The organism is Rhodococcus sp. Z13_19A (assembly GCF_058133575.1).
The window spans coordinates 469395-491485 of the sequence record NZ_JBYUNN010000001.1 but is presented as its reverse complement, the minus strand read 5'-3'; the positions used below and the strand labels follow the sequence as shown (position 1 = coordinate 491485).

General features: G+C 72.3%; 17 protein-coding genes. 12 read left to right on the top strand and 5 right to left on the bottom strand.

The window, feature by feature from the left end:
* Nucleotides 1-12 precede the first annotated feature (12 nt).
* From AC3YNX_RS02265 to AC3YNX_RS02235, 7 genes are all read left to right on the top strand, one after another.
* A complete protein-coding gene (locus tag AC3YNX_RS02265) occupies nt 13-1731 on the top strand; it encodes a PucR family transcriptional regulator (RefSeq protein ID WP_489994473.1) in 1719 nt (572 codons plus the stop codon).
* 259 nt (nt 1732-1990) lie between these two features.
* Nucleotides 1991-3454 carry a uracil-xanthine permease family protein gene (locus tag AC3YNX_RS02260; RefSeq protein ID WP_489994472.1) on the top strand — a complete coding sequence of 488 codons (1464 nt, stop codon included), beginning with the start codon at nt 1991-1993 and terminating at the stop codon, nt 3452-3454.
* Nucleotides 3451-4314 carry an FAD binding domain-containing protein gene (locus tag AC3YNX_RS02255; protein ID WP_489981982.1) on the top strand — a complete coding sequence of 288 codons (864 nt, stop codon included), beginning with the start codon at nt 3451-3453 and terminating at the stop codon, nt 4312-4314. Before AC3YNX_RS02260 ends, AC3YNX_RS02255 begins: the two co-directional genes overlap by 4 nt.
* Nucleotides 4311-4805: a (2Fe-2S)-binding protein gene (locus AC3YNX_RS02250; RefSeq protein WP_489994471.1), complete on the top strand. Its 495-nt coding sequence runs from the start codon at nt 4311-4313 to the stop codon at nt 4803-4805. The genes AC3YNX_RS02255 and AC3YNX_RS02250 overlap by 4 nt, the downstream gene beginning before the upstream one ends.
* 8 nt (nt 4806-4813) lie before the next feature.
* Nucleotides 4814-7189, top strand: coding sequence for an aerobic carbon-monoxide dehydrogenase large subunit (cutA, locus tag AC3YNX_RS02245; protein ID WP_489994966.1), 2376 nt, complete (start codon nt 4814-4816; stop codon nt 7187-7189).
* Nucleotides 7186-7857, top strand: coding sequence for an SRPBCC family protein (locus AC3YNX_RS02240; protein WP_489994470.1), 672 nt, complete (start codon nt 7186-7188; stop codon nt 7855-7857). The genes cutA and AC3YNX_RS02240 overlap by 4 nt, the downstream gene beginning before the upstream one ends.
* A gap of 32 nt (nt 7858-7889) precedes the next feature.
* Nucleotides 7890-8741: an SDR family oxidoreductase gene (locus tag AC3YNX_RS02235; RefSeq protein ID WP_489994469.1), complete on the top strand. Its 852-nt coding sequence runs from the start codon at nt 7890-7892 to the stop codon at nt 8739-8741.
* 40 nt (nt 8742-8781) lie between these two features.
* Here AC3YNX_RS02235 and AC3YNX_RS02230 read toward each other — a convergent pair whose 3' ends face one another.
* The 5 genes from AC3YNX_RS02230 to AC3YNX_RS02210 all read right to left on the bottom strand — a co-directional run bounded on the left by AC3YNX_RS02230 (nt 8782) and on the right by AC3YNX_RS02210 (nt 14048).
* Entirely contained in the window at nt 8782-9246 is a 465-nt protein-coding gene (locus AC3YNX_RS02230; protein WP_489981979.1) for a nucleoside deaminase, read from the bottom strand.
* Between the two features lie 68 nt (nt 9247-9314).
* The gene (locus AC3YNX_RS02225; protein ID WP_489981978.1) at nt 9315-10214 is read right to left on the bottom strand and encodes an ABC transporter permease; all 900 of its coding nucleotides are present in this window, start codon (nt 10212-10214) and stop codon (nt 9315-9317) included.
* Nucleotides 10211-11308, bottom strand: coding sequence for an ABC transporter permease (locus AC3YNX_RS02220; RefSeq protein ID WP_489994468.1), 1098 nt, complete (start codon nt 11306-11308; stop codon nt 10211-10213). Before AC3YNX_RS02220 ends, AC3YNX_RS02225 begins: the two co-directional genes overlap by 4 nt.
* Nucleotides 11305-12963 (bottom strand): ABC transporter ATP-binding protein, encoded by a 1659-nt coding sequence (locus AC3YNX_RS02215; protein ID WP_489994467.1) that lies wholly within the window; start codon nt 12961-12963, stop codon nt 11305-11307. Before AC3YNX_RS02215 ends, AC3YNX_RS02220 begins: the two co-directional genes overlap by 4 nt.
* Nucleotides 12960-14048: a BMP family protein gene (locus AC3YNX_RS02210; RefSeq protein WP_489994466.1), complete on the bottom strand. Its 1089-nt coding sequence runs from the start codon at nt 14046-14048 to the stop codon at nt 12960-12962. The genes AC3YNX_RS02215 and AC3YNX_RS02210 overlap by 4 nt, the downstream gene beginning before the upstream one ends.
* Nucleotides 14049-14384: 336 nt before the next feature.
* Between AC3YNX_RS02210 and AC3YNX_RS02205 the strand changes: the two genes are divergently transcribed.
* From AC3YNX_RS02205 to AC3YNX_RS02185, 5 genes are all read left to right on the top strand, one after another.
* Nucleotides 14385-16481, top strand: a complete 2097-nt coding sequence (locus AC3YNX_RS02205) for a hydantoinase/oxoprolinase family protein (RefSeq protein WP_127784120.1) — start codon at nt 14385-14387, stop codon at nt 16479-16481.
* Entirely contained in the window at nt 16478-18391 is a 1914-nt protein-coding gene (locus AC3YNX_RS02200) for a hydantoinase B/oxoprolinase family protein (protein ID WP_489994465.1), read from the top strand. The genes AC3YNX_RS02205 and AC3YNX_RS02200 overlap by 4 nt, the downstream gene beginning before the upstream one ends.
* On the top strand, nt 18391-19587 hold the full coding sequence (locus AC3YNX_RS02195; protein WP_489994464.1) for a CaiB/BaiF CoA transferase family protein: 1197 nt from the start codon (nt 18391-18393) through the stop codon (nt 19585-19587). Before AC3YNX_RS02200 ends, AC3YNX_RS02195 begins: the two co-directional genes overlap by 1 nt.
* Nucleotides 19584-21086 carry a carboxyl transferase domain-containing protein gene (locus tag AC3YNX_RS02190; RefSeq protein WP_489981972.1) on the top strand — a complete coding sequence of 501 codons (1503 nt, stop codon included), beginning with the start codon at nt 19584-19586 and terminating at the stop codon, nt 21084-21086. The genes AC3YNX_RS02195 and AC3YNX_RS02190 overlap by 4 nt, the downstream gene beginning before the upstream one ends.
* 71 nt (nt 21087-21157) lie before the next feature.
* Nucleotides 21158-22087, top strand: a complete 930-nt coding sequence (locus AC3YNX_RS02185) for a carbamate kinase (RefSeq protein WP_489994463.1) — start codon at nt 21158-21160, stop codon at nt 22085-22087.
* Nucleotides 22088-22091 lie beyond the last annotated feature (4 nt).

Here is a 22091-nt window from a genome sequence, read left to right as displayed (position 1 = left end):
TACGGTCACCCCATGGAAGACGTTGCCAACATTGTGGACTCACAGGCACAGGATCTGCCAGCACGTCTCGGGGCTGCCCTGGCGGTCCACGAGCTGATCTCCCTGCCCAGCCTGGCCGGCTCGACGCTGGTCAGCGGGGCCAGCGGGCTGCACCGCAACGTGCGTGGCGTCAACGTCATCGAGGTGCCGGACATCCTGCCGTGGGTGAAGCCGGACGTGCTGCTGCTGACCACCGGGTTCCCCATCCGCTTCGGCGACACCGCGCAGCCGTTCGACCCGCGGGCCCTGGTGGACCTGGTCGAGGGCCTCGTGCGCTGCGGCGCGGCCGCACTCGGGGTCAAGGCGGGCCGCTACCTCGACGAGCTGCCCCGGGCGATGATCGACGCCGCCGAGCGGCTGAGCTTCCCGTTGTTCCTCATCCCCCGTGACGTGGGGTTCGACGAGGTGATGTCGGAGGTGTTCATGCACCTGATCGACCGGCAGTCGATGACGCTGGACGTCGCCGACCGCACGCACCGGGCCCTGACCACGATCGTGCTGGAGGGCGGTGACCTGCCGCAGATCGCCGACGAGGTGTCGGCGCTGTTCGAGGCTGCGGTGCTCATCTGCTCCCCCGACGGCCGGGTGCAGACCACGGCAGGAGGGCTGGCCGACCGGGACGCGCTGGAGGCCCTGCCGCTGTTCGACCCCTCCGGGCGGCTGCGCACCGAGCGGCTGCGCCACGGCCTGCAGGAGAGTCCGGGCGAGCTGCCCGGTCAGATCGCGGTGGCCCCGGTGATCGCCGGGGGCACCGACCACGGCCTGATCGTCGCCTACGCCCCCGCCGGCGGCCTGGGCGCGGTCACGGTGCAGGCGCTGGAGCGGGCCGCGACCGTGGTGGCGCTGGCCGTCACCAAGCGGCTCGCCGTGTCCGCCGTGGAGTCGAAGTTCCGCGGCGACTACCTGCGGGAGGTGCTCGCCGGCACCGCCGGGTCGCCGGAGCAGGTGGCGGAGCACTGCGCGCAGCTGGACTGGGACGTCCGTCGCAGCATGGTGGTGGTGGTGGCCCAGCTCGACCCCGAGGAGGAGACCACGGGGGACGCGCCGTCCTCACCGCCGGCCTCGGCCCGGCAGCCGCAGGAGCGCCTCACCGCCGCGTGGCAGCAGGTGGTCCGCCGCCGGGACCGGGCCGCTCCGGTGGTGGGGTTCAGCCACGAGGTGGTGGCCCTGATCCCGGTCCGGGCGGACAACGCCGTGGACGTCCTCGACGACCTGGTCGCGGCGGTCACCGGCGACCGCGGTGGTGGCCGGCACCTCTTCAGCACCGGGGTCAGCCGGGTGATCAGCTCGGTCGCCGACCTCCCGGACGCCTACGAGCAGGCCCGCAAGGCCGTGCTGGTGGGCCGCCGGATGCGGGGCAACGGGGCGCTGGCGCACTTCGACAACCTGGGGGTGCACCGGCTGCTCTCCCTGGTCAGCGACAGCGCCGAGCTGCACACCTTCGCCAGCGAGGTGCTCGGCTCCCTCGCCGCGGACACCGACGAGGCCAGGGACCTGCGCCAGACCCTGCAGGCGCTGCTGGACACCAACTGCAACGTCGCCGAGACGGCACGGGTCCTGCACTTCCACTACAACACGCTGCGGTACCGCATCGGCAAGCTCGAGGGCATCGTCGGCCGGTTCACCGCCGACGCGAACCTGCGCCTGGACCTTGCGCTGGCGCTGCGCGTGGTGGAGATGCGCGGCCTGTAGCCGACCGACCAGCGGAGACCCGCTCAGTGGTCACTCTGTGTGACATCTTCGTCATCAACGAGCAACATGCGTGGCCCCCTGCGGAAACAACCAGCGGCGATTCTGGCTCTCCTCGCAACTACCGACGGTGTCCGCGGGCTTCGTCAAGATCTGCCCATGATCGAGGCTGTCGGCCGCCATAACGTCCTGAGTGAGCGCGATCACAGGCGGCGGTTGACGTTGCGATGTGGGTAGATCGGCAACCGAAAGGACGGCTCAGATGTCCGCAGTGGGATGGAAGCTGGTTTACGGGGGCAAGACCCCACCGCCAGGCGAGGTGGTTCGTCCCGACGAGCGGCTGTCGTGGCCCCGCACCGTGGGGCTGGGCACCCAGCACGTGGTGGCCATGTTCGGCGCCACCTTCGTGTTCCCGGTGGTCATGGGCCTGAACCCGAACCTCGCGATCCTGATGTCCGGGGTCGCGACGATCCTGTTCCTGCTCATCGTGAAGGGCAAGATCCCCTCCTACCTGGGCACCTCGGCGTCCTTCGTGGCTGCGGTCGCGGCGATCCGCGCCCAGGGCGGGAACTCCCGGGAGGTCACCGGGTCCATCCTGGTCGCCGGCCTGCTGATCGTGGTGATCGGCGTGATCGTGCACTTCGCCGGCGGGGGCGTGGTGCAGAAGGTGCTGCCACCGGCGGTCAGCGGGGCCGTCGTCATGCTCATCGGCTTCAACCTCGCACCCGTGGTCGCCAGCGTGTACTGGCCGCAGGACCAGTGGATCGGCTTCATCGTCATGGTCTTCCTGGTGATCGCGACCGTGATCTTCCGCGGCTTCTGGTCCCGGATCGCCATCTTCCTGGGCCTCGTCCTGGGCTACGCCCTCTCCTGGGTGTTCGACCGCGTCTTCGGGGTGATCCACTCGATCACCCCGACCAGCGACACCCCGGTGGACCACTACCGCATCGACTGGTCGAGCGTGCGCAGCGCCGACTGGATCGGCTTCCCGCAGAAGTCGCTGTTCGCCGCCGACGGGTCGGAGACGGTCGCCGGCTGGCACGCGCCGAGCTTCAACATGACCTTCATCCTGCTGGTGCTGCCGGCCGTCATCGCGCTGGTCGCAGAGAACGCCGGCCACGTGAAGGCGGTCAGCGAGATGACCGGCGAGAACCTCGACCGCTACCTCGGCCGCGCCTTCATCGGTGACGGCGTCGGCACCGCGCTGGCCAGCGCCGTCGGCGGGTCGCCGACCACCACCTACGCCGAGAACATCGGCGTGATGGCGGCGACCAGGGTGTACTCCACCGCGGCCTACTGGGTGGCGGCCGCCGTCGCCGTGCTGCTCGGCTTCTGCCCCAAGTTCGGGGCCGTGGTCAGCGCCACGCCTGGTGGCGTGCTCGGGGGGATCACGGTGGTGCTCTACGGGATGATCGGCCTGCTCGGCGCCAAGATCTGGGTGGAGAACCGCGTCGACTTCGCGAACCCGGTGAACCTCATCCCGCTCGCCGCGGGCCTCGTCGCCGGCATCGGCGGAGTGGCGCTGGACTTCACCGACAGCTTCTCGATCAGCGGCATCGCCCTGGGCTCCATCATCGTGCTGGTCTTCTACCACTGCGTCCGCCCGTTCGCGCCGGCCCACCTGCGGGAAGGGCTGCAGGAGCCGAACCGCATCCCCGAAGGCCGTGCCCCCGACGCCGTAGTCGTGCCCGGCACCGCCGAAACCCAAGGAGACGATCGTCGTTGAAACCGTCCACATTCGGGTACTCCCGGCCGGAGTCTCTCGAGGAGGCACTGACCACCCTCGACTCGCTGGGCACTGACGGAAAGGTGCTCGCCGGCGGCCAGTCGCTGCTGCCGATCATGTCGATGCGCCTGGCTGCCCCGCAGCACCTCGTGGACATCAACCGCCTGGCCGAGCTGGCCTACGTGCGGGTGGCGGACGGGCAGGTGCGGGTGGGGGCCCTCGCCCGGCACGCCGCGGTGCTGCGGGACCCCGACGCCGCCGCGGCTCAGCCGTTGCTCGGCCAGGGGCTGCAGATGGTCGCCCACGCCACCATCCGCAACCGGGGCACGACGGTGGGCAGCATCGTGCACGCCGACCCCTCCGGGGAGATGACCGCAGTGCTGGCCCTGCTCGGGGGCACGGTGCGGGTGGCCACCGCCGCCGGTGAGCGGGAGGTGGCCGCCGAGGACTTCTTCCTGGGCCCGATGGAGTCGGCGGTGGCCCCCGGTGAGCTCGCGGTGGAGGCCAGCTTCCCGGTGCTCGACCCGGCGGCCGGCACCGCGTTCGTCGAGGTGGCCCGACGCCACGGCGACTACGCCGTCTGCGGCGTCGCCGCCCACGTCCAGCTGGGGCCGGACGGCGCCATCAGCTCCGCCCGCGCGGCGTACCTGTCGGTGTCGGCCACCCCGGTGGTCCTCGACCTCAGCGAGGCCTGTGGCGCCGACGGCAGCGGCGACGTGGCCGGCTTCGTCGGCGACAACCTCGACCCCGACCCGGACATCCACGCGACAGCGGACTACCGGCGACAGCTCGCCGTCGTGCTCACCAGGCGCGCACTCGCCCAGGCGCACACGGCGGCACGTGAAAGGAACGCGGCATGACTGAAGAGCTCCACGACGTACGAATCACGGTCAACGGGACCACCCACGAGGTGCGAGTCCCGGCGCGCCGGCTGCTGTCGGACTGCCTCCGCCAGGACCTGGGGCTGACCGGCACCCACGTGGGCTGCGAGCACGGCGTGTGCGGTGCGTGCACCGTGCTGTTCGACGGTGCCCCCACCCGGGCCTGCCTGATGTTCGCCGTCTCCGCCGACGGTGGCGAGGTGACCACCGTCGAGGGGCTCGCCGAGCCCGACGGCACCCTCTCCCCGGTGCAGCAGGCGTTCTCCGACTGCCACGGCCTGCAGTGCGGCTTCTGCACCCCCGGCTTCCTCACCACCATCACCGCGGGGCTGCGGGAGAACCCCGACCCCGACGACGAGCAGGCGCGCGAGCTCATCGGCGGCAACCTGTGCCGCTGCACCGGCTACCAGAACATCGTGGCCGCGGTGCACTGCGCCGCGAAGCTGCAGCGAGAGCGGGCGACCTCGTGACCACCAAGATGTTCGGCGAGCCCATCGCCCGGGTGGAGGACGACCGCCTGGTCCGCGGCGACGGCGCCTACCTCGACGACCTCGGCAACGACGCCCTCGCCGTGGCCTTCGTGCGCAGCCCGCACGCGCACGCGGAGGTCCTCGACGTGGACGTCTCCGGTGCGCTGGAGATCGACGGGCTGGTGGCCGTCTACACCTACGAGGACCTGCCCGACCGCGTCGCCGAGCCGATGCCGCTGCTCATCCCGCACCCCTCGCTGACCCACGGGCGCACCCAGTACGCCCTGGCACGCGACGAGGTCAACCACGTGGGCGAGCCGGTGGTGATGGTGGTGGCCACCGACCGCTACGTCGCCGAGGACGCCGTCGAGCGCATCGTCGTCAGCTACCGGCCGCTCAAGCCCGTGGTGGGGATCGAGGCGGCCCGCGAGGCCACTCACCTGGTGCACGAGGACGTGCCGGGCAACGTCGCCGCCAGCTGCGTGCAGAACGTGGGCGACGTGGACACCGCGATCGCCGGGGCGGCGCACACCCTGGAGCTGGACCTGTCCATCGAGCGCTCCGCCGCCACCCCGATGGAGGGCCGCGGCGTGCTCGCCCGCTGGGACACCCAGGCCGGGCGCCTGCGGATGTGGACCTCCACGCAGACCTCCACCGGGGTTCGCGCGGCGGTGGCCGCCAAGCTCCGCCTCGCGCTGGCCGACGTGGACGTGATCACCCCGGACACCGGCGGCGGCTTCGGCGTCAAGATCATGCACCCGTGGCCGGAGGAGGTGCTGGTGCCGTGGGCGGCCAAGGTGCTGGGGCAGCCGGTGAAGTTCACCGAGGACCGGCGCGAGCACTTCGTGGCCAGCGCCCACGAGCGGGCGCAGCTGCACCACGTGCGGGTCGGCTTCGACGACGACGGTCGCATCCTCGGGCTGGACGTCCGGTTCTGGCACGACCACGGCGCGTACATCCCCTACGGCGTGATCGTCCCGCACAACACCTCCACCCAGCTGCTGGGCCCGTACAAGCCCGGCGCCTACCGGGTGACGTTCGACTCCCTCTACACCAACACCCTCATCGTGATCCCCTACCGCGGCGCAGGCCGGCCGCAGGGGGTGTTCGTCATGGAGCGCACGATGGACGCCATCGCCGCCGAGCTCGGCCTGGACCGCACCGTGGTGCGCGAGCGCAACTTCATCCAGCCGGAGGAGATGCCCTACGACCACCAGATGACCTTCCAGGACGGTCGGCCGCTGATCTACGACTCGGGCGACTACCCCACCCTGCTGGCCAAGGCCAAGGAGCTGGTGGGCTGGGACGACTTCACCGCCTACCGTGACGCCGCCCGCGCCGAGGGGCGCACCGTGGGGATCGGCATCGGGTGCTACGTGGAGGGCACCGGTGCGGGGCCGTACGAGGGCGGGCACGTGGTCATCGAGCCCTCCGGCAAGGTGAAGGTGGCCACCGGGCTGACCTCCCAGGGCCAGGGGCACCAGACGGCGTTCGCCCAGATCGTCGCCGACGAGCTGGGCGTGGCGGTCTCCGACGTCGAGGTGGTCACCGGCGACACCCGCCGCATGGGCTACGCGGTCGGCACCTTCGCCTCCCGTGCGGCGGTGATGAGCGGCTCGGCCATCGCGCTGGCCACCCGGGTGGTGCGGGACAAGGCGCTCACGCTCGCCGCCGAGGCGCTGGAGGTGGACGCGTCGGACCTGGAGATCGTGGACGGGACGGTTCGCGTGGTCGGTGCTCCGGGCACCGGTGTCTCGCTCGCCACCATCGCCGTGCTGTCCAACCCGTTGCGCTACGCCTTCGACGAGTCCTCGGCGCTGGCCACCCAGTTCGCGGTCGGCGACACCAGCAAGCCGCCGGTGGCCGACGGGGAGGAGCCGGGCCTGGAGGGCCGGTCGTTCTTCTCGCCGATGCAGTCCACCTTCGCCGCCGGCATCCACGCGGTGGTGGTGGAGACCGACCCGGACACCGCCGAGATCACCATCCTGCGGTACTGCGTGGTGCACGACTGCGGCAACCTGATCAACCCCCGGATCGTCGAGGGCCAGATCCACGGCGGGGTGGCCCAGGGAGTGGGCGGCGCGCTGTACGAGCGGATGGCCTACGACGACTCCGGCCAGCTGCAGAACGCGTCCTTCATGGACTTCCTGATGCCCTACGTCACCGAGGTCCCCAAGAAGATCGAGATCGACCACCTGGTGACTCCGTCACCGCTGAACCCGCTGGGCATCAAGGGCGCCGGAGAGGCTGGGGTCATTCCCACCTCTGCCGCGATCGCCTCGGCCATCGAGGACGCCGAGGGCTTCCCGATCACCGCGATGCCCATCTCGCCGAGCGAGCTCTTCGAGCTTCGCCGCACCCACTCAGAGGAGAGCACACGATGAAGGTCAGTGGAAAAGCCCAGCTGCACGCCCCGGTCGACAAGGTCTGGGACGCGCTGAACGACCCGGCCGTCCTGGTGCGCACCATTCCCGGCTGTGAGCGCCTAGAGGCCACCGGCAAGGACGAGTACGCGATGGTGGTCACCGCCGGGGTCGCCTCGATCAAGGGCACCTACACCGGCGAGGTGACGCTGTGCGAGCAGGAGGAGCCGAGCTCGTTCCTGATGAAGGCGTCCGGGGCCGGCGGTCCCGGCACGGTCAGCGCCGAGGTGCGGGTGAAGCTGGCCGACGGCGGCGACGGCACCACCCAGCTGACCTACGACGCCGACGCCGTCATCGGCGGTGCGGTGGCGGGCGTGGGCCAGCGCATGCTCATCGGCGTCACCAAGAAGATGGCCGGTGAGTTCTTCAAGGCCGTCGACGACGTGATCACCGGCAAGAGTGCCGCTCCGGTCGCTGCCCCGGTGGCTGTGCCGGCGGGTGCCGCCGCGACCACGGATGCCGGTGCCCCGGTGCCCCAGCCCGGGGTGTTCACCGCACCCAGCAGCCCCAGCACGGCCGGTGGCCTGCCCGGGTTGGCCGGTGACGGCCTGCTGCCCGGCGCGGTGCTCGGCGCGGTCCTCACCCTGGTGGGAGTGCTGGTCGGCGGTCTGCTCGGCCGACGGCGCTGACCCGCTCGGCGGCCGCCCCGTCCACCGTGGTGGTGAGCGGGGCGGCCGGCAAGACCGGCCTGGCGGTGACCCGAGCCTGCACGGCCCGCGGGCTCGCCGTCACCGCGCTGGTGCGGCGGGCGGAGCAACGACCGGCAGCGCTGGCCGCCGGGGCAGCTCGAGCGGTGGTGGTGGACCTTGGCGACCCGGCGCGCGTGCGGGCGGCGCTGGACGGCCACCACGCGATGTACCACGTCGCCCCCAACATGCACCCGGACGAGGTGGGGCTGACCCGCATCGCGGTGACGGCGGCGCAGCAGTGCGGCGCCCGCCGGTTCGTGCTGCACAGCGTGCTCGCGCCCTACCTGCCGGACATGCCGCACCACCTGCGCAAGGCCGACAGCGAGCGGGTGCTGCGCGGCAGCGGGCTGGACTGGACGATCCTGCAGCCGGCCAGCTACGCGCAGAACGTGGCGGTGGAGCTGGTGCGCCGCACCGGGGTGCTCACCGTGCCCTACCGCACCACGGCGCCGTTCACCCCGGTGAACCTGGCCGACGTGGCCGAGGCCGCCGCAGTGGTGCTCACCGAGGCGGGCCACACCCACGCCAGCTACGAGCTGTGCGGTCCGGCCGTGCTGGACACCGTGGCGATGGCCGCGTGCCTGAGCGCGGTGCTCGGCCGGGACGTGCAGGCCCGTGCACAGTCCGCCGAGGACTGGTCGGCCACCGTGCCCGAGCTCGATGCCAGGACCCGCCAGGACCTGCTGGCGATGTTCGACTACTACGACCGGCACGGCCTGGTGGGCAACCCGCGGGTGCTGGCCGGGCTGCTGGGGCGGGCACCCACGACGTTCGGCGAGGCTCTCGCGGCCAGCCCAACCAGCCCCGCTCTGGCGCGCGGCTAGCTCGTGCCCGGCCGGCCCCGCCGGGCCGGCCGGCTGGCCGTCAGCCCTGCTCGCCGATGTCCTCGTGCCACAGCTGCGGCTGGTCGGCGATGAAGGCCGCCATCATCTCGGTGCACTCGGCGTCGTCGAGCACCACCACCTGCACCCCGCGCGAGCGCAGCAGGTCCTCGCCCCCGGTGAAGTTGCTGTTCTCCCCGATGACCACCCGCGGGATGCCGTAGAGCAGGATCGCGCCGGTGCACATGTCGCACGGGGACAGCGTGGTGACCATGGTGGCGCCGGCGTAGACCGATGCCGGCAGCCGTCCGATGTTCTCCAGGCAGTCGGTCTCGCCGTGCCGGATGGCGCTGTTGTCCTGCACCCGCCGGTTGTGGCCGACCCCGAGGATCTCGCCGTCGTGGGCGAGAGCGGCGCCGATCGGGATGCCACCCTCGGCCAGGCTCGTGCGGGCCGCCGCCAGGGCGTGGGCGAGCAGGGCCTCGTCGGTCAGGGTCGGGTCAGTCATGGTGCATCCGTTCGCAAAAGGGGTCGGGCGCAGTGGGGTCGGGCGCAGAGGAGTCAGGCGCAGCGGAGTCAGGCACGGCGGTAGGCCTTGAGGTAGGAGGCGGGGTAGCGGACCTTGCGGCCCCAGACGAAGAGGGCGGCGATCACGGCCAGGTAGGGCAGCGCCAGCATCAGCTCACGGGGGATCTGGCTGAACGTGGCGGTGATGGCCAGCTGCAGCTGCAGCGCGTCGGTCACCGCGAAGATGAGTGCACCCCCGAGGGCCGGCCACACCCGCCACTTGGCGAAGATCACCAGCGCGATGCACACCCAGCCCCGGCCGTTGATGATGTCCAGGGTGAAGCTGCCGAGCACGGCCAGGGTGAGGAAGGCGCCGCCGATGGCCATGAAGGCGCTGCCGACCACCAGCGCCGCGTAGCGCGTGCGCGTCACCGAGATTCCGGCCACCTCGGCGGCCTCGAAGTTCTCCCCCACCGCCCGCAGGCGGTAGCCCACGCCGGTCGAGCGCAGCACCCACCAGGCCCCAGGGGCCAGCACCAGGAACGCCAGGTAGGTGAGCCAGTGCTGGTTGAGCACCTGCACGTCGGCCAGCAGCACCTCGAACTTGCGCTCCATGGTGGGGCGGTCGCCGGCGTAGAGCAGCCGGAAGGTGAACTCGCAGGCCGCCACCAGCAGCAGGGTCAGGCCGATGCCGGAGACGTGCTGGTTGAGCCCCAGGGTGACGGTGAGCAGACCCATCAGCACCCCGGCGAGCATCCCGGCCACGATGGCCACGAGCAGCCCGAGCCACGGTGAGCCGGTGCGCACGGCCGTCAGGAAGCCGGCGAAGGCGCCCAGGTACATGGTGCCCTCGATGCCCAGGTTCAGGATGCCGGTGCGCTCCACCACCAGCTCGCCCACGCCCGCCCAGACCAGCGGGGTGGCGATGGTGAGCATCGCGCCGATGAGGGCGAGGACGTTGATGCTCATGCGGGTACCTCCTCGGGCGCGCTCGACCGTGATCGCCGGCGGGTGTGGGTGCGCAGCTGGACGCGGTAGCGGCGCCACATCATCGCCGAGAGCACGACCAGCAGCAGCAGGGCGCTGAACACGCGGCCGAGCTGGGCGGGCACCTGCAGCACCAGCGAGACGTTCTCCGCGCCCACGGTGATGTCGGCGAGCAGGCCGGCGACGAGCAGCACGCCCACCGCGCTCAGCCCGGCGAGGGTGGCGATGATGACGCCGGTGTAGCCGTAGCTGTTGCTGATGCCCGCCGTCAGCTGGTGCTGCACGCCCATCACCTGGGAGGCGCCGCCCAGGCCGGCGACACCGCCGGAGACCAGCGCGCACCGCCACTGCAGGCGGCCCACGGCGATGCCGCTGAACGCGGCTGCCTGCGGTGCCTGGCCGGCGGCCCTGATGCGCACCCCGGTCGCCGTCCGCGACATCACCAGCCAGGTGAGGACGACCGCCACGAGGGCCACGGCGAATCCCCAGTGCACCCGGGTGCCGGGAAGCAGCGCCGGCAGGTCGTAGCCGTGGCCGATCCGGTCGGAGTCGGTGAAGCCACTGCTGGAGTTGCGCCAGGGCCCGACCAGCAGGCCCTGCACCACGAGCAGGGCCACCGGGTTGAGCAGCAGCGTGGTGACCACCTCGTCGATGTTGGCGCGCCGCTTGAGCCACGCGGGCAGGGTCGCCCACAGCACGCCGCCCAGGGCTCCGGCGAGGAAGCCGAGCGGAAGGGCCAGCGGGGCAGGCAGGTCGGGCAGGCCCAGGCCGATGGCCGTGGTGCCGATGGCGCCGGCCAGGAACTGCCCCTCCGCGCCGATGTTCCAGTAGCCGGCACGGAAGGCGATGGCCACCGCCAGCCCGGTGAACAGCAGCGGGGTGGCCGTGAGCAGCACCTCGTAGAGGTTTGCCGTGGAGCTCAGCGGGGTGAACAGGTACCGCTCGAACGCCGCCGGCGGGTTGGCGCCGGCGAGGCGGATGGGGATGGCGGTGAGGGCGACGGTGACGAGGATGGCCAAAGCCACCGCGGCAGGGGCCACCCAGCGCGGCTCGTGGCCACGCAGGACCATTCTCATGACGTCGTTCCCACGTCGCTTCGCTCGCTCATGACGGCCACTGCCTCGCCGGCCATCATCAGGCCCAGTCGCTCGGGGGTGGCGTCGGCGCCGGAGAGCTCGCCGACGACCTGGCCGCGGAAGAGCACCGCGATCCGGTCGCAGAGGCTGGTGATCTCGTCCAGGTCCTCGGAGATCACCACCACGCCGGCGCCGGAGCTGCGCAGCTGCTGCAGCTGGGTGTGCACGTACCGGTAGGCGCCCACGTCCAGCCCCCGGGTGGGCTGGGCCACCACGAGGACCCGGGGCCGGCGGGCCAGCGCACGGGCCAGCAGGACCTTCTGCACGTTGCCGCCGGAGAGCGTGCCGATGGCGTCGCCCGGCTTGGCCCGGATGGCGAACCGCTCGATCATCTCCTCGGCGTGCGCCCGCACCGCGGAGCGGTCGAGCAGCCCGCGGCGGGTGTAGGCGGCGAGGTCCTCCAGCACCAGGTTGTCGGCGACGCTCATGGTGGGCGCCACGCTGCCCTTGCGGTCCTCGGTGAGCCGCCCGAGCCCGGCAGCCAGGCGAGCGCCGCTGCCCAGCCGCGTCACGTCGGTGCCGGCCACGCAAATCGTGCCCTGCGACGGTGCCTGCACCGCGCACAGCACGTCCATCAGCTCGGTCTGCCCGTTGCCGGAGATGCCCGCGATGCCCACGATCTCCCCGGGGCGCACCACCAGGTCCACCCCGTCGAGCACCGTGCGACCGCCCCGCTGCGCCGACAGCCCGCTCAGCTGGAGCACCGGCTCCGCCTCGGCGGACCCGGCCGGGGGCACGGGCGCGGCCGGGGTGGGCTCGGCGGGTGCGGTCGGTGTGGTCTCGGTGGGCAGGCCCACCGCCGTGGCCGCCTCCGTCGACGGCGGCGGTGCGTCGTCGGCGATGCCCATCATCAGGGCGGCCAGGGTGGTCACGTCCACGTCGGCGGTCCGCCGGGTGGCCACCAGCCGACCCTTGCGCAGCACCACCACCCGGTCGGAGATCTCCGCCACCTCGCGCAGCTTGTGCGAGACGAACAGCACCCCGAGGCCGGCGGCGCGCAGCCGCTCCACGGTGCTGAACAGCGCCCGCACGTCCTGCGGCACCAGCACCGCGGTGGGCTCGTCCAGGATCAGCACCCGGCAGTCGTGGAAGAGGGCCTTGACGATCTCCACGCGCTGGCGCTCGCCGATGGACAGCGTGGACACCAGCGCGTCCGGGTTCAGCGACACCCCGATCCGCTCCATCGCCGCCACCACGCGGCGCCGGGCCGCGCGCAGGTCCACCCGGCCGAGACCGATGCCGGACAGGGCCACGTTCTCGGTGACCGTCATGGTCTCCACCAGGGAGAACTCCTGCGTCACCATCCCGATCCCGGCAGCCATGGCGTCCCGGGGCGAGCTGATGGCCAGCTCCCGGCCGCCCATCCAGATGGTCCCGGAGTCCGCTCGCACCAGCCCGTAGACGATCTTCATCAGGGTGGACTTTCCCGCGCCGTTCTCCCCGAGCATGGCGACCACCTCGCCGGCGGCCACCGACAGCGTCACGCCGTCGTTGGCCACCAGGTCGCCGTAGCGCTTGCCGATCTCGCGCAGCTCGATGAGGGGTTCGCCGGGGCCGGCCTCGCGGTGGGGTGCACGCGCTGCCGGTGCGCTCACTCGCCCGCGACCACGATGGAGCCGGCCGGTGCGCTCTCGTCCACCGGCGTGACGAACGCCCCGCTCTTGATCTCCTGCTCCTTGGCGGCCACCTGCTTGGCCAGCGCGTCGGGGATGCCCCCGACCACGTCGGTGTTCAGGGGGGCCAGTGCGCTGCCGCCCACGTTCATGAAGGAGAACTTGCCGAGGTCGACGGCCTCGGGCCCGCCGGTGGCCTGCTTGATCACGGCCTCCACGGTGGGGCTGACGTTCCAGATCAGCGACGTCGCCACGTGCTTGGGCCCGTCCGCGGACTGGTCGGTCATCATGCCGACGACCGGGATGTTCGCCTCCTTGGCGGCGGCGATCACGCCGTCACGCTCGGCGAAGAGGACGTCGGCACCGGCGGCGATCTGGGCCTGGGCCGACTGCTTGGCCGCCGCCGGGTCGAAGAAGGTGTTGATGAAGGACACCTTCACCGTGGCCTGGGAGTTGGTGGCCTTGATGCCCTGCACGAAGGCGTTGACGATCCGGTTGACCTCGGGGATGGGCATGGCCCCGACCACCCCGATGGTGTTGGTCTTGGTGAGGCCTCCGGCCAGCATTCCGGCCAGGTAGGCGGGGTCCTGCATCCAGTTGTCGAAGACGCTCATGTTCGGTGCGACGGGCTTGCCCCCGGACCCGAAGACGAACGGGATGGTCGGGAACTCCGCGGCCACCTTCCGCACGGCCTCCTCGGCCGCGAACGCGTCACCCATGATGGCGGCGGGCTTCTCGGTGCGCGCGATGTCGCGCAGGGAGCGCTCCAGCGAGTCCGAGGTCTTCAGGTTGTCCACGTGCTTGTAGCGGATCTTGCCCTCGTCGGCGGCCTTGGTGAGCGCGGTGTGGATCGCGCCGTCCCAGGGCTCCTCCAGCGGCGTCGCGAAGATTCCGTAGACCAGCGGCGCCGCCGCGTCCCCGGAGCCGCCTCCACCGGTGGACTCCGCACCGGTCGTCCCCCCGCAGGCGGTCAGCAGCAGCAGGGCGCAGCCGGCGGCGACGGCGCCGAGGTGGCGGCGCAGCCGCCGGCGGGGGCGGGCGGGCGGACGGGCGAGGTGGGTCGTCATCGAAGCCTCCAGGGGCGACAAGGGGACGTGCGCGGGGATCGACGACGGGCGGCCACAGTGGACGGTGCACCCGGTCGCGGGCAGCGCTGCGGTGCTGAGCGGTAGGGGAAGTGGCCAGAGACGGCGTCTCGAACTACGCGACATTCGACCAACGCCCGACGGGGGTGTCAATGGACGTGCGGCCCGCCGCCTGGGGGTTTACCGGTCTGTCTCGCAGACTTAACTCGGAGTCGCCGCTGGTCGGTCGGCCGCACCGGAGCGCTGCTAAAACCCGTGCCGCACCCTCGGCAACTATTGCCAGCGACTTTGGCGAGTAGTGCCAGTTGACTCGCACCCATGACGCCTCCCCACATCCGCATCGGCATCGACACCGGTGGCACGTTCACCGACGTCGTGGCCTTCGACGAGACCACCGGCCAGCTCACCACCACCAAGACGCCCTCCACCCCGGCCGACCCCGCGGAGGGGTTCATCGCCGGCGTGCACAAGGTCCTCGACCTCCTCGGCAAGGGTGGCGACGCCCTCGCCGCCGTCAGCCACGGCACGACCGTCGCGACCAACCAGCTGCTCGAGGGCAAGGTGGAGGAGCTCGGCTTCATCACCACCGAGGGCTACGAGTTCGTGCTGGAGATCGCCCGGCAGTCGGTGCCCGACGGCTACGGCAACTCCTACTTCTGGGTCAAGCCGGACCGGATCGTGCCCGCCCACCTGGTCAAGACCATCGGTGGCCGCCTGGACCACACCGGTGCCGAGCTGCGTCCCTTCGACGAGGAGCGGGCCGTCGAGGTCGCCCGCTGGTTCCGCGACCGGGGCATCGACACCCTCGGCGTGTGCTTCCTGCACTCCTACGCCAACCCCGAGCACGAGGAGCGGATGCGCGAGGTGATCGCGCGCGAGCACCCCAAGGCGGTCGTGTCGATCTCCTCGCAGGTGCTGCGCGAGTACCGCGAGTACGAGCGCTCCATGACCACGCTGGTCGACGCCGCGGTCAAGCCCAAGGTGTCCGCCTACGTCCGCTCGATCGCCGAGCGGCTGAACAGCTTCGCCGGCCGCGACACCCCCATGCCGTTCTACGTGATGAAGTCCAACGGTGGCGTGCTCTCCGCCGAGGAGGTCGTGCACCAGCCGATCACCACGGTGCTCAGCGGCCCGGCGGCCGGGGCGCTCGGCGCCGCGCTGATCGCCCGCAACGCCGGCTTCGACCAGGTCCTCACCTGCGACGGCGGCGGCACCTCCACCGACGTGTCCGTGGTGCTCGAGGGCGAGCCCACGCTCACCACCGAGGGCAGCGTCGGGGTCTACCCGTCCAAGATCCCGATGATCGACGTGGTCACCGTGGGCGCCGGCGGCGGGTCCGTCGCCTGGGTCTCGCCCGAGGGCGCGCTCAAGGTCGGCCCGATGTCGGCCGGCGCCGACCCGGGTCCGCTCTGCTACGGCAAGGGCGGCCGCGAGGTCACCATCACCGACGCCCACGTGGTGCTCGGCCGGATCCCCCCGCACCTGCTCGGCGGCGAGGTGCCCCTGGACACCGAGGCCGCCCGCGCCGGGCTCACCGAGCTGGCCACCGAGCTCGGCCTGACCCCGGAGGCCTGCGCCACCGGCATCCTGGAGATCTCCGCCTGGAACCAGGCGAACGCGGTCCGCCAGATCACCGTCAAGCGGGGCCTGGACGTTCGTGACTTCACCCTGGCCACCTTCGGCGGCTCCGGCTCGCTGCTGCTGTGCCGGCTGATCGACATCCTCGGCCTGCGCGGCGTGCTGGTCCCGCCCAACCCGGGCAACGTCTCGGCCTTCGGCCTGCTCACCGTGGACGTGAAGAACGACTACGTGCGCACCGCCATCCGCCGCCACGACGACCTCGAGCCGGCAGCGGTGGAGGCGATCTTCGCCGAGCTGCAGGGCCAGGCGAGCACCGCGCTCACCGGGCAGGGCTTCCCGGCCGCCGAGCACCGCTACGACCGGACCGCGGACCTGCGCTACTTCGGGCAGGCCTTCGAGGTGCGGGTGCCGGTGCCGGCCGGCGTGCTCGACGCAGACGTGGCCGAGGCCGTGGCCGGCGCCTTCCACGACGCCCACCGCGCGCTGTACGGCTACGACTTCCGCGGCGACGACACCCAGGCCGTGGAGTGGGTGAACCTGCGGGTGTCGGGCATCGGCCCGATCCGCCGCCCGGACCTGGCCGAGCTGGCCGCCGGCGACGGCAACCCGGAGCGCGCCCGCACCGCCACCCGGGCGGTGTGCTTCGACGGCGACACCGGCTACGTCGACGCCGCCGTCTACTGGCGTGCTGACCTCGCCCCCGGCGACGTGCTCCACGGGCCCTCGATCATCGAGGAGTTCGGCTCCACCGTGCCCGTGCACCCGGGCTTCACCGCGCGGGTTGACCGCTTCGGCAACCTGCTCGTCACCACCACCGCGGAGGTTTCGGCATGAAGACTCAGACCCTAGGTGGCTCCACCGTGGTCGACCCGGTGCTGCAGGAGATCGTCGCCGGCAGCCTCGCCTCGATCGAGATGGAGGTGGAGACCGCCATCGGTCGCACCTCCCGCTCCCCGATGATCCGCGACGCGCACGACTACCGCGCCGGCATCCACGACCGCCTGCTGCGCAAGCTCACCGGCCGGTCCTACAGCGCGCTGGTGCAGCCCATCGCCCGGGACTTCCCGCTGGAGACCATGCGTCCGGGTGACGTGTTCTTCCACAACGACGTGTACCAGTCCGAGGGCGGCATCGGGCACCTGCCCGACCTCTGCGTCACCGTGCCGGTCTTCCACGACGACGGCAACGGCCCCGAGGTGGTCGCCTTCGTGCAGGCCTTCGGCCACCACGACGACATCGGCGGCGGCGTGCCGGGCTCCATGCCCAGCCACGCCACCAGCGTGTTCGAGGAGGGCCTGATGGTCCCCCCGATCAAGCTGTGGGACGCCGGCGTGCCCAACCGGGCGGCGCTGTCGATCATGACCCGCAACTCCCGGATGCCCGACTCGCTGGCCGCCGACCTCGACGCGGAGTGCTCGGCCTGCCTGATGGGCTCGCGCCGGCTCACCGAGCTGTTCACCCGCTACGGCCGGGAGACCATCGAGGCCTGCTTCGACGCCATCGTCTCCGGCACCACCGAGACCTACCGCCGCGAGATCCTCTCCAAGATCCCCACCGGTTCCTGGACGTGGGAGGACTACGCCGAGCACGACGGCGTGGACGACCCCAAGCTGCACACCCAGCGGATCACCCTGACCAAGGTCGGCGAGGACGAGCCCGAGGGCCCCAAGCTCATCATCGACTTCACCGGCACCGCGCCGCAGGCCAAGGGCCCGATCAACCACTGCGGTGACTACGCCGACGGCAACTTCCTCAAGAAGTGGCTGGCCCCGGTGCTGCGCAACCTGGCCGACACCCCCGAGCGGATGGCCGAGCTCGACGTCAACGAGGGCGTGGTCGACCTCATCGACATGCGCTTCCCGCCGCCGGGCACGCTGGTCACGCCGATCTTCCCCGCCCCGACCAACGCCCGGACGTTCGTGATCCTGCGACTGCTCGGCGTGCTGTCCGGCGTGGTGGCCAAGGCCGTGGACGGCCGCATGCCGGCCGACCAGGAGACCATCCGCTACACCGGGGTGTACGGCAACGACGACAACGGCGAGCCCTACCTCATGCGGGAGGTGCTCGGCGGCGGCTCCGGCGGGCGCTACTACGCCGACGGCGAGGACACCATCCACGTGGTGCCCGACTCCCGGAACCTGCCCTCGGAGTTCACCGAGGCCCGCTTCCCGTTCATCGTGGAGCGCCTCGGCCTGGCCAAGGACTCCGGCGGCGCCGGCCAGTTCCGCGGTGGCCTCGGCTACGAGAAGCTCATCCGGATGCGCAAGGACGCGCACTTCATGTCCATCGCCGACCGCTCCATCCTGGCCTGCTGGGGTGTCAAGGGCGGCAAGGCCGGCGAGTCCTTCTCGGTGACCATCGACCCCGGTGGCCCGAACGAGCGGGTGGTGGACGCCCTGGCTGACGCCGAGTTCGTGCCCGCCGGCGGGCTCATCCGCATCCGCACCACCGGTGGTGGCGGCTGGGGTGACCCGCTCGACCGCGACGTCGACCACGTCGTGCGGGACGTGCTGTGGGGCAAGGTCTCCGTGGAGGCCGCCCGCGCCGACTACGGCGTGGTGATCACTGGTGACGCCGACGCGCCCGAGGCGGACGTCGCGGCCACCGAGGCGCTGCGCGCCGAGCTGCGGGGCGCCCGCACCGGCGACGAGGCCTTCTTCGACCGCGGCCCCGGCTACGCCCAGCTCTCCGGCGGCGCCGACTCGGCGGAGTACGACTTCCTCGACGGCGGGGCGGTGGCCTGATGACGGGACCACTGTCCGACATCCTGGTCGTCGACCTCTCCCGCGCCCTGGCCGGGCCACACGCCGCGATGATGCTGGGTGACCTGGGTGCCCGGGTCATCAAGGTGGAGTCGCCGGGCAGCGGGGACGACACCCGCAGCTGGGGCCCGCCCTTCGTGGACGGCTCGGACGGGGAGCGCCACTCCACGTACTTCCTGTCCTGCAACCGCAACAAGGAGTCCATCGCGCTGGACCTCAAGAGCGACGACGGTCGCGCCACGCTCACCGCGCTCATCGCCCGGGCCGACGTGCTGGTGGAGAACTTCCGCCCCGGCGTGCTCGACCGGCTGGGGTTCAGCGTGGAGCAGCTCGCCGAGCTGAACCCGCGGCTGGTGGTCCTGTCGATCACCGGCTTCGGCCACGACGGCCCCGAGGGCACCCGGCCGGGGTATGACCAGATCGCCCAGGGCGAGGCCGGGCTGATGTCGCTCACCGGCCCGTCCGCGGCCGAGCCCACCCGGGTGGGCGTGCCCATCGGTGACCTGCTGGCCGGCATGAACGGGGCCTACGGGGTGGTCGCGGCGCTGCACGCCCGCACCACCACGGGGCGCGGCCGGGTGGTGCGCACCAGCCTGCTCGCGTCCATCGTGGGCGTGCACGCCTTCCAGGGCACCCGCTTCACCGTGGCCGGGGAGGTCCCGCAGCCCACGGGGGGCCACCACCCGTCCATCTGCCCCTACGGCCTCTTCCACGCCGCCGACGGCTTCGTGCAGATCGCCGTGGGCAGCGAGGGGCTGTGGCGGCGGTTCGCCCCGGAGTTCGGCCTGGACCGGCCGGAGTGGGCCACCAACCCCGAGCGGGTGGGTGACCGCGACGCGGTGATCGCCGCGGTGGACGCGGCCTTCAGCACGCTGCCCAGCGCCGAGCTGCTGGCTCGCCTGGACGAGCTGGGGGTGCCCGCGGGCAAGGTGCGCAACCTCGAGGAGGTCTACACCTGGGAGCAGACCCGCTCGCAGGGGCTGCTGGTGGAGGTGGACCACGCGGCGCTGGGTCCCATCACCCTGCCCGGGCCGCCGCTGCGCTTCCAGGAGATCTCCGACAAGCCGGCGGGCGTGGACGCGTCGGAGACCACGGTGCGCACCACGCACACGGCCCCCCCGACCCTGGACCAGCACGGCGCGGAGATCCGCGCCTGGCTCGAGCAGTCGGCGCCGTGAGCCGGCTCGGGGCGGTGGAGCTGCTGGAGCTGGTGGTCGATCCGGACAGCTTCCAGCGCTGGGACACCGAGCCGCTGCCGCCCCGGGGCGTGCACGGCGAGCCGGAGCAGAGCTACCACGACGAGCTGGCCGCGGCGCGGGAGCGCTCCGGGGTGGACGAGTCGGTGATCACCGGCGAGGCGGCCATCGAGGGTCGCCGCGTCGCGATCATCATGTGCGAGTTCCGCTTCCTCGCCGGCTCCATCGGGGTGGCCGCCGCCGAGCGGCTCACCCTGGGCATCGAGCGGGCGACCGCCGAGGGGCTGCCGCTGCTGGCGGTACCGGCCTCCGGTGGCACCCGCATGCAGGAGGGCACCGTCGCCTTCCTGCAGATGGTGAAGATCTCGGCGGCCATCGCGGCGCACAAGGCCGCCGGGCTGGCCTACGTGGTCTACCTGCGTCACCCCACCACCGGCGGGGTGATGGCCTCGTGGGGCTCCCTCGGCCACGTCACCGCGGCCGAGCCGGGCGCCCTGCTCGGGTTCCTGGGCCCACGGGTGTACCAGGCGCTCTACGGCGAGGAGTTCCCCCCGGACGTGCAGACCGCGGAGAACCTGGCCGCCCGGGGGCTCATCGACGCCGTGGTGGCGCCGGCGGAGCTGCGCCGGATCGCCGCCGACGCGCTGGCCGTGCTCTGCGCCCCGCGGGAGGCCCCTCCGGCGGTGCCCAACCTGCCGCTGGAGCAGCTGCCGGACGTGCCGGCCTGGGAGTCCATCCAGCGCTCGCGCAACCCGGCCCGGCCCGGGGTGCGGGCCCTGCTGAAGGTCGCCGCCAACACGGTGACTCCCCTGCAGGGCACGGGTGCGGGGGAGCAGGAGCCCGGGCTGCTGCTGGCCCTGGCGAAGTTCGGCCCGGCCGCCTGCGTGGTGCTCGGCCAGGACCGCAAGTTCGCCGACCAGCCGCTGGGCCCGGCGGGTCTGCGCGAGGCGCGCCGGGGCATGCGCCTGGCCGCCGGGCTGGGCCTGCCCCTGGTCACCGTGATCGACACGGCCGGCGCGGCGCTGAGCAAGGACGCCGAGGAGGGTGGCCTGGCCGGGGAGATCGCTCGCTGCCTGGTGGAGCTGACCACCCTCGCCGCGCCCACCATCTGCCTGCTGCTCGGTGAGGGAGCGGGCGGGGGAGCGCTGGCGCTGCTGCCGGCTGACCGGGTGCTCTGCGCGCAGCACGCGTGGCTCTCGCCGCTGCCCCCGGAAGGGGCCTCGGCCATCCGGTTCCACACCACCGAGCGGGCGGACGAGATGGCGGCCGCCCAGGGGGTGCGCAGCCTGGACCTGCTCCGCAACGGCATCGTGGACCGCATCGTGGCCGAGCACCCCGACGCCGCGGACGAGCCGGCGGAGTTCCTGAGCCGGCTCGGTGGGGTGCTGGAGCACGAGCTGGCGATGTTGCTGACCCGCACTCCGACGGACCTGCGCACCGCCAGGCTGGACCGCTACCGGCGGCTGGGCGTGGCAACGTGACCAAGGACTGTGATTGTTTGGGCAACCATTGCCGATGCCCTGGGCAACGGTCCGTGGCTAGCGTGGCCAAGGTGAGAGTACTGATTGCGCTGGGCGGCAACGCCATGACCGCGCCCGACGGCCGTGCCGACCCGGACGACCAGCGGGCGGCCGTGGTCTCGGCCATGGCCGCGGTGGCCGACCTGGTGGCCGACGGTGCCGAGGTGGTGCTCACGCACGGCAACGGTCCGCAGGTGGGCAACCTCCTGGTGAAGAACGAGATCGCCGCCGCGGTGGTGCCGCCGGTGCCGCTGGACTGGTGTGGGGCGCAGACCCAGGCCACCATCGGCGTGCTGGTGCTCAACGCGCTGGACCAGGCCCTGGCCCAGCGCGAGTGCTCGGCGCGCTCGGCGGTGCTGGTCTCGCGCACCCTGGTCTCCGGCGACGACCCGCACTTCGCCAAGCCCAGCAAGCCCGTCGGGCGCTACCTGCCCGCCACCGAGGCCAAGCTGATGATCGACCACGGCCAGACCTGGGAGGACCGCGGTGAGCGAGGCTGGCGCCGCATGGTGGCCTCGCCCGAGCCGCTGGAGTGCCTCGAGGCGCCGGCCGTCACCGCGCTGCTCGACGCCGGCTACGTCGTGGTCTGCGCGGGCGGGGGCGGCGTGCCCGTCGTCCGCGGCGCCGACGGAGCGCTCGGTGGCGTGGAGGCCGTGATCGACAAGGACCTGACCGCCGCGGTGCTCGCCGACCAGCTCGACGTGGACGTGCTCGTCATCGCCACCGACGTCGACGCCGCGATCATCGGCTGGGGCACGCCCGACGCGCGTCCCATCGGTGCCATCAACGTCGTCGAGCTGCGGGACCTGGCCGCGGCCGGGCACTTCGCCGGCGGCAGCATGGGCCCCAAGGTCGACGCGGCCTGCCGCTTCGCCGAGGCAGGCGGGCGGGCAGTCATCACCTCCCTGCACAACATCGCCGGTGCGCTGGCGGGGACCGCAGGAACGATCGTGACCCCCTGACCCC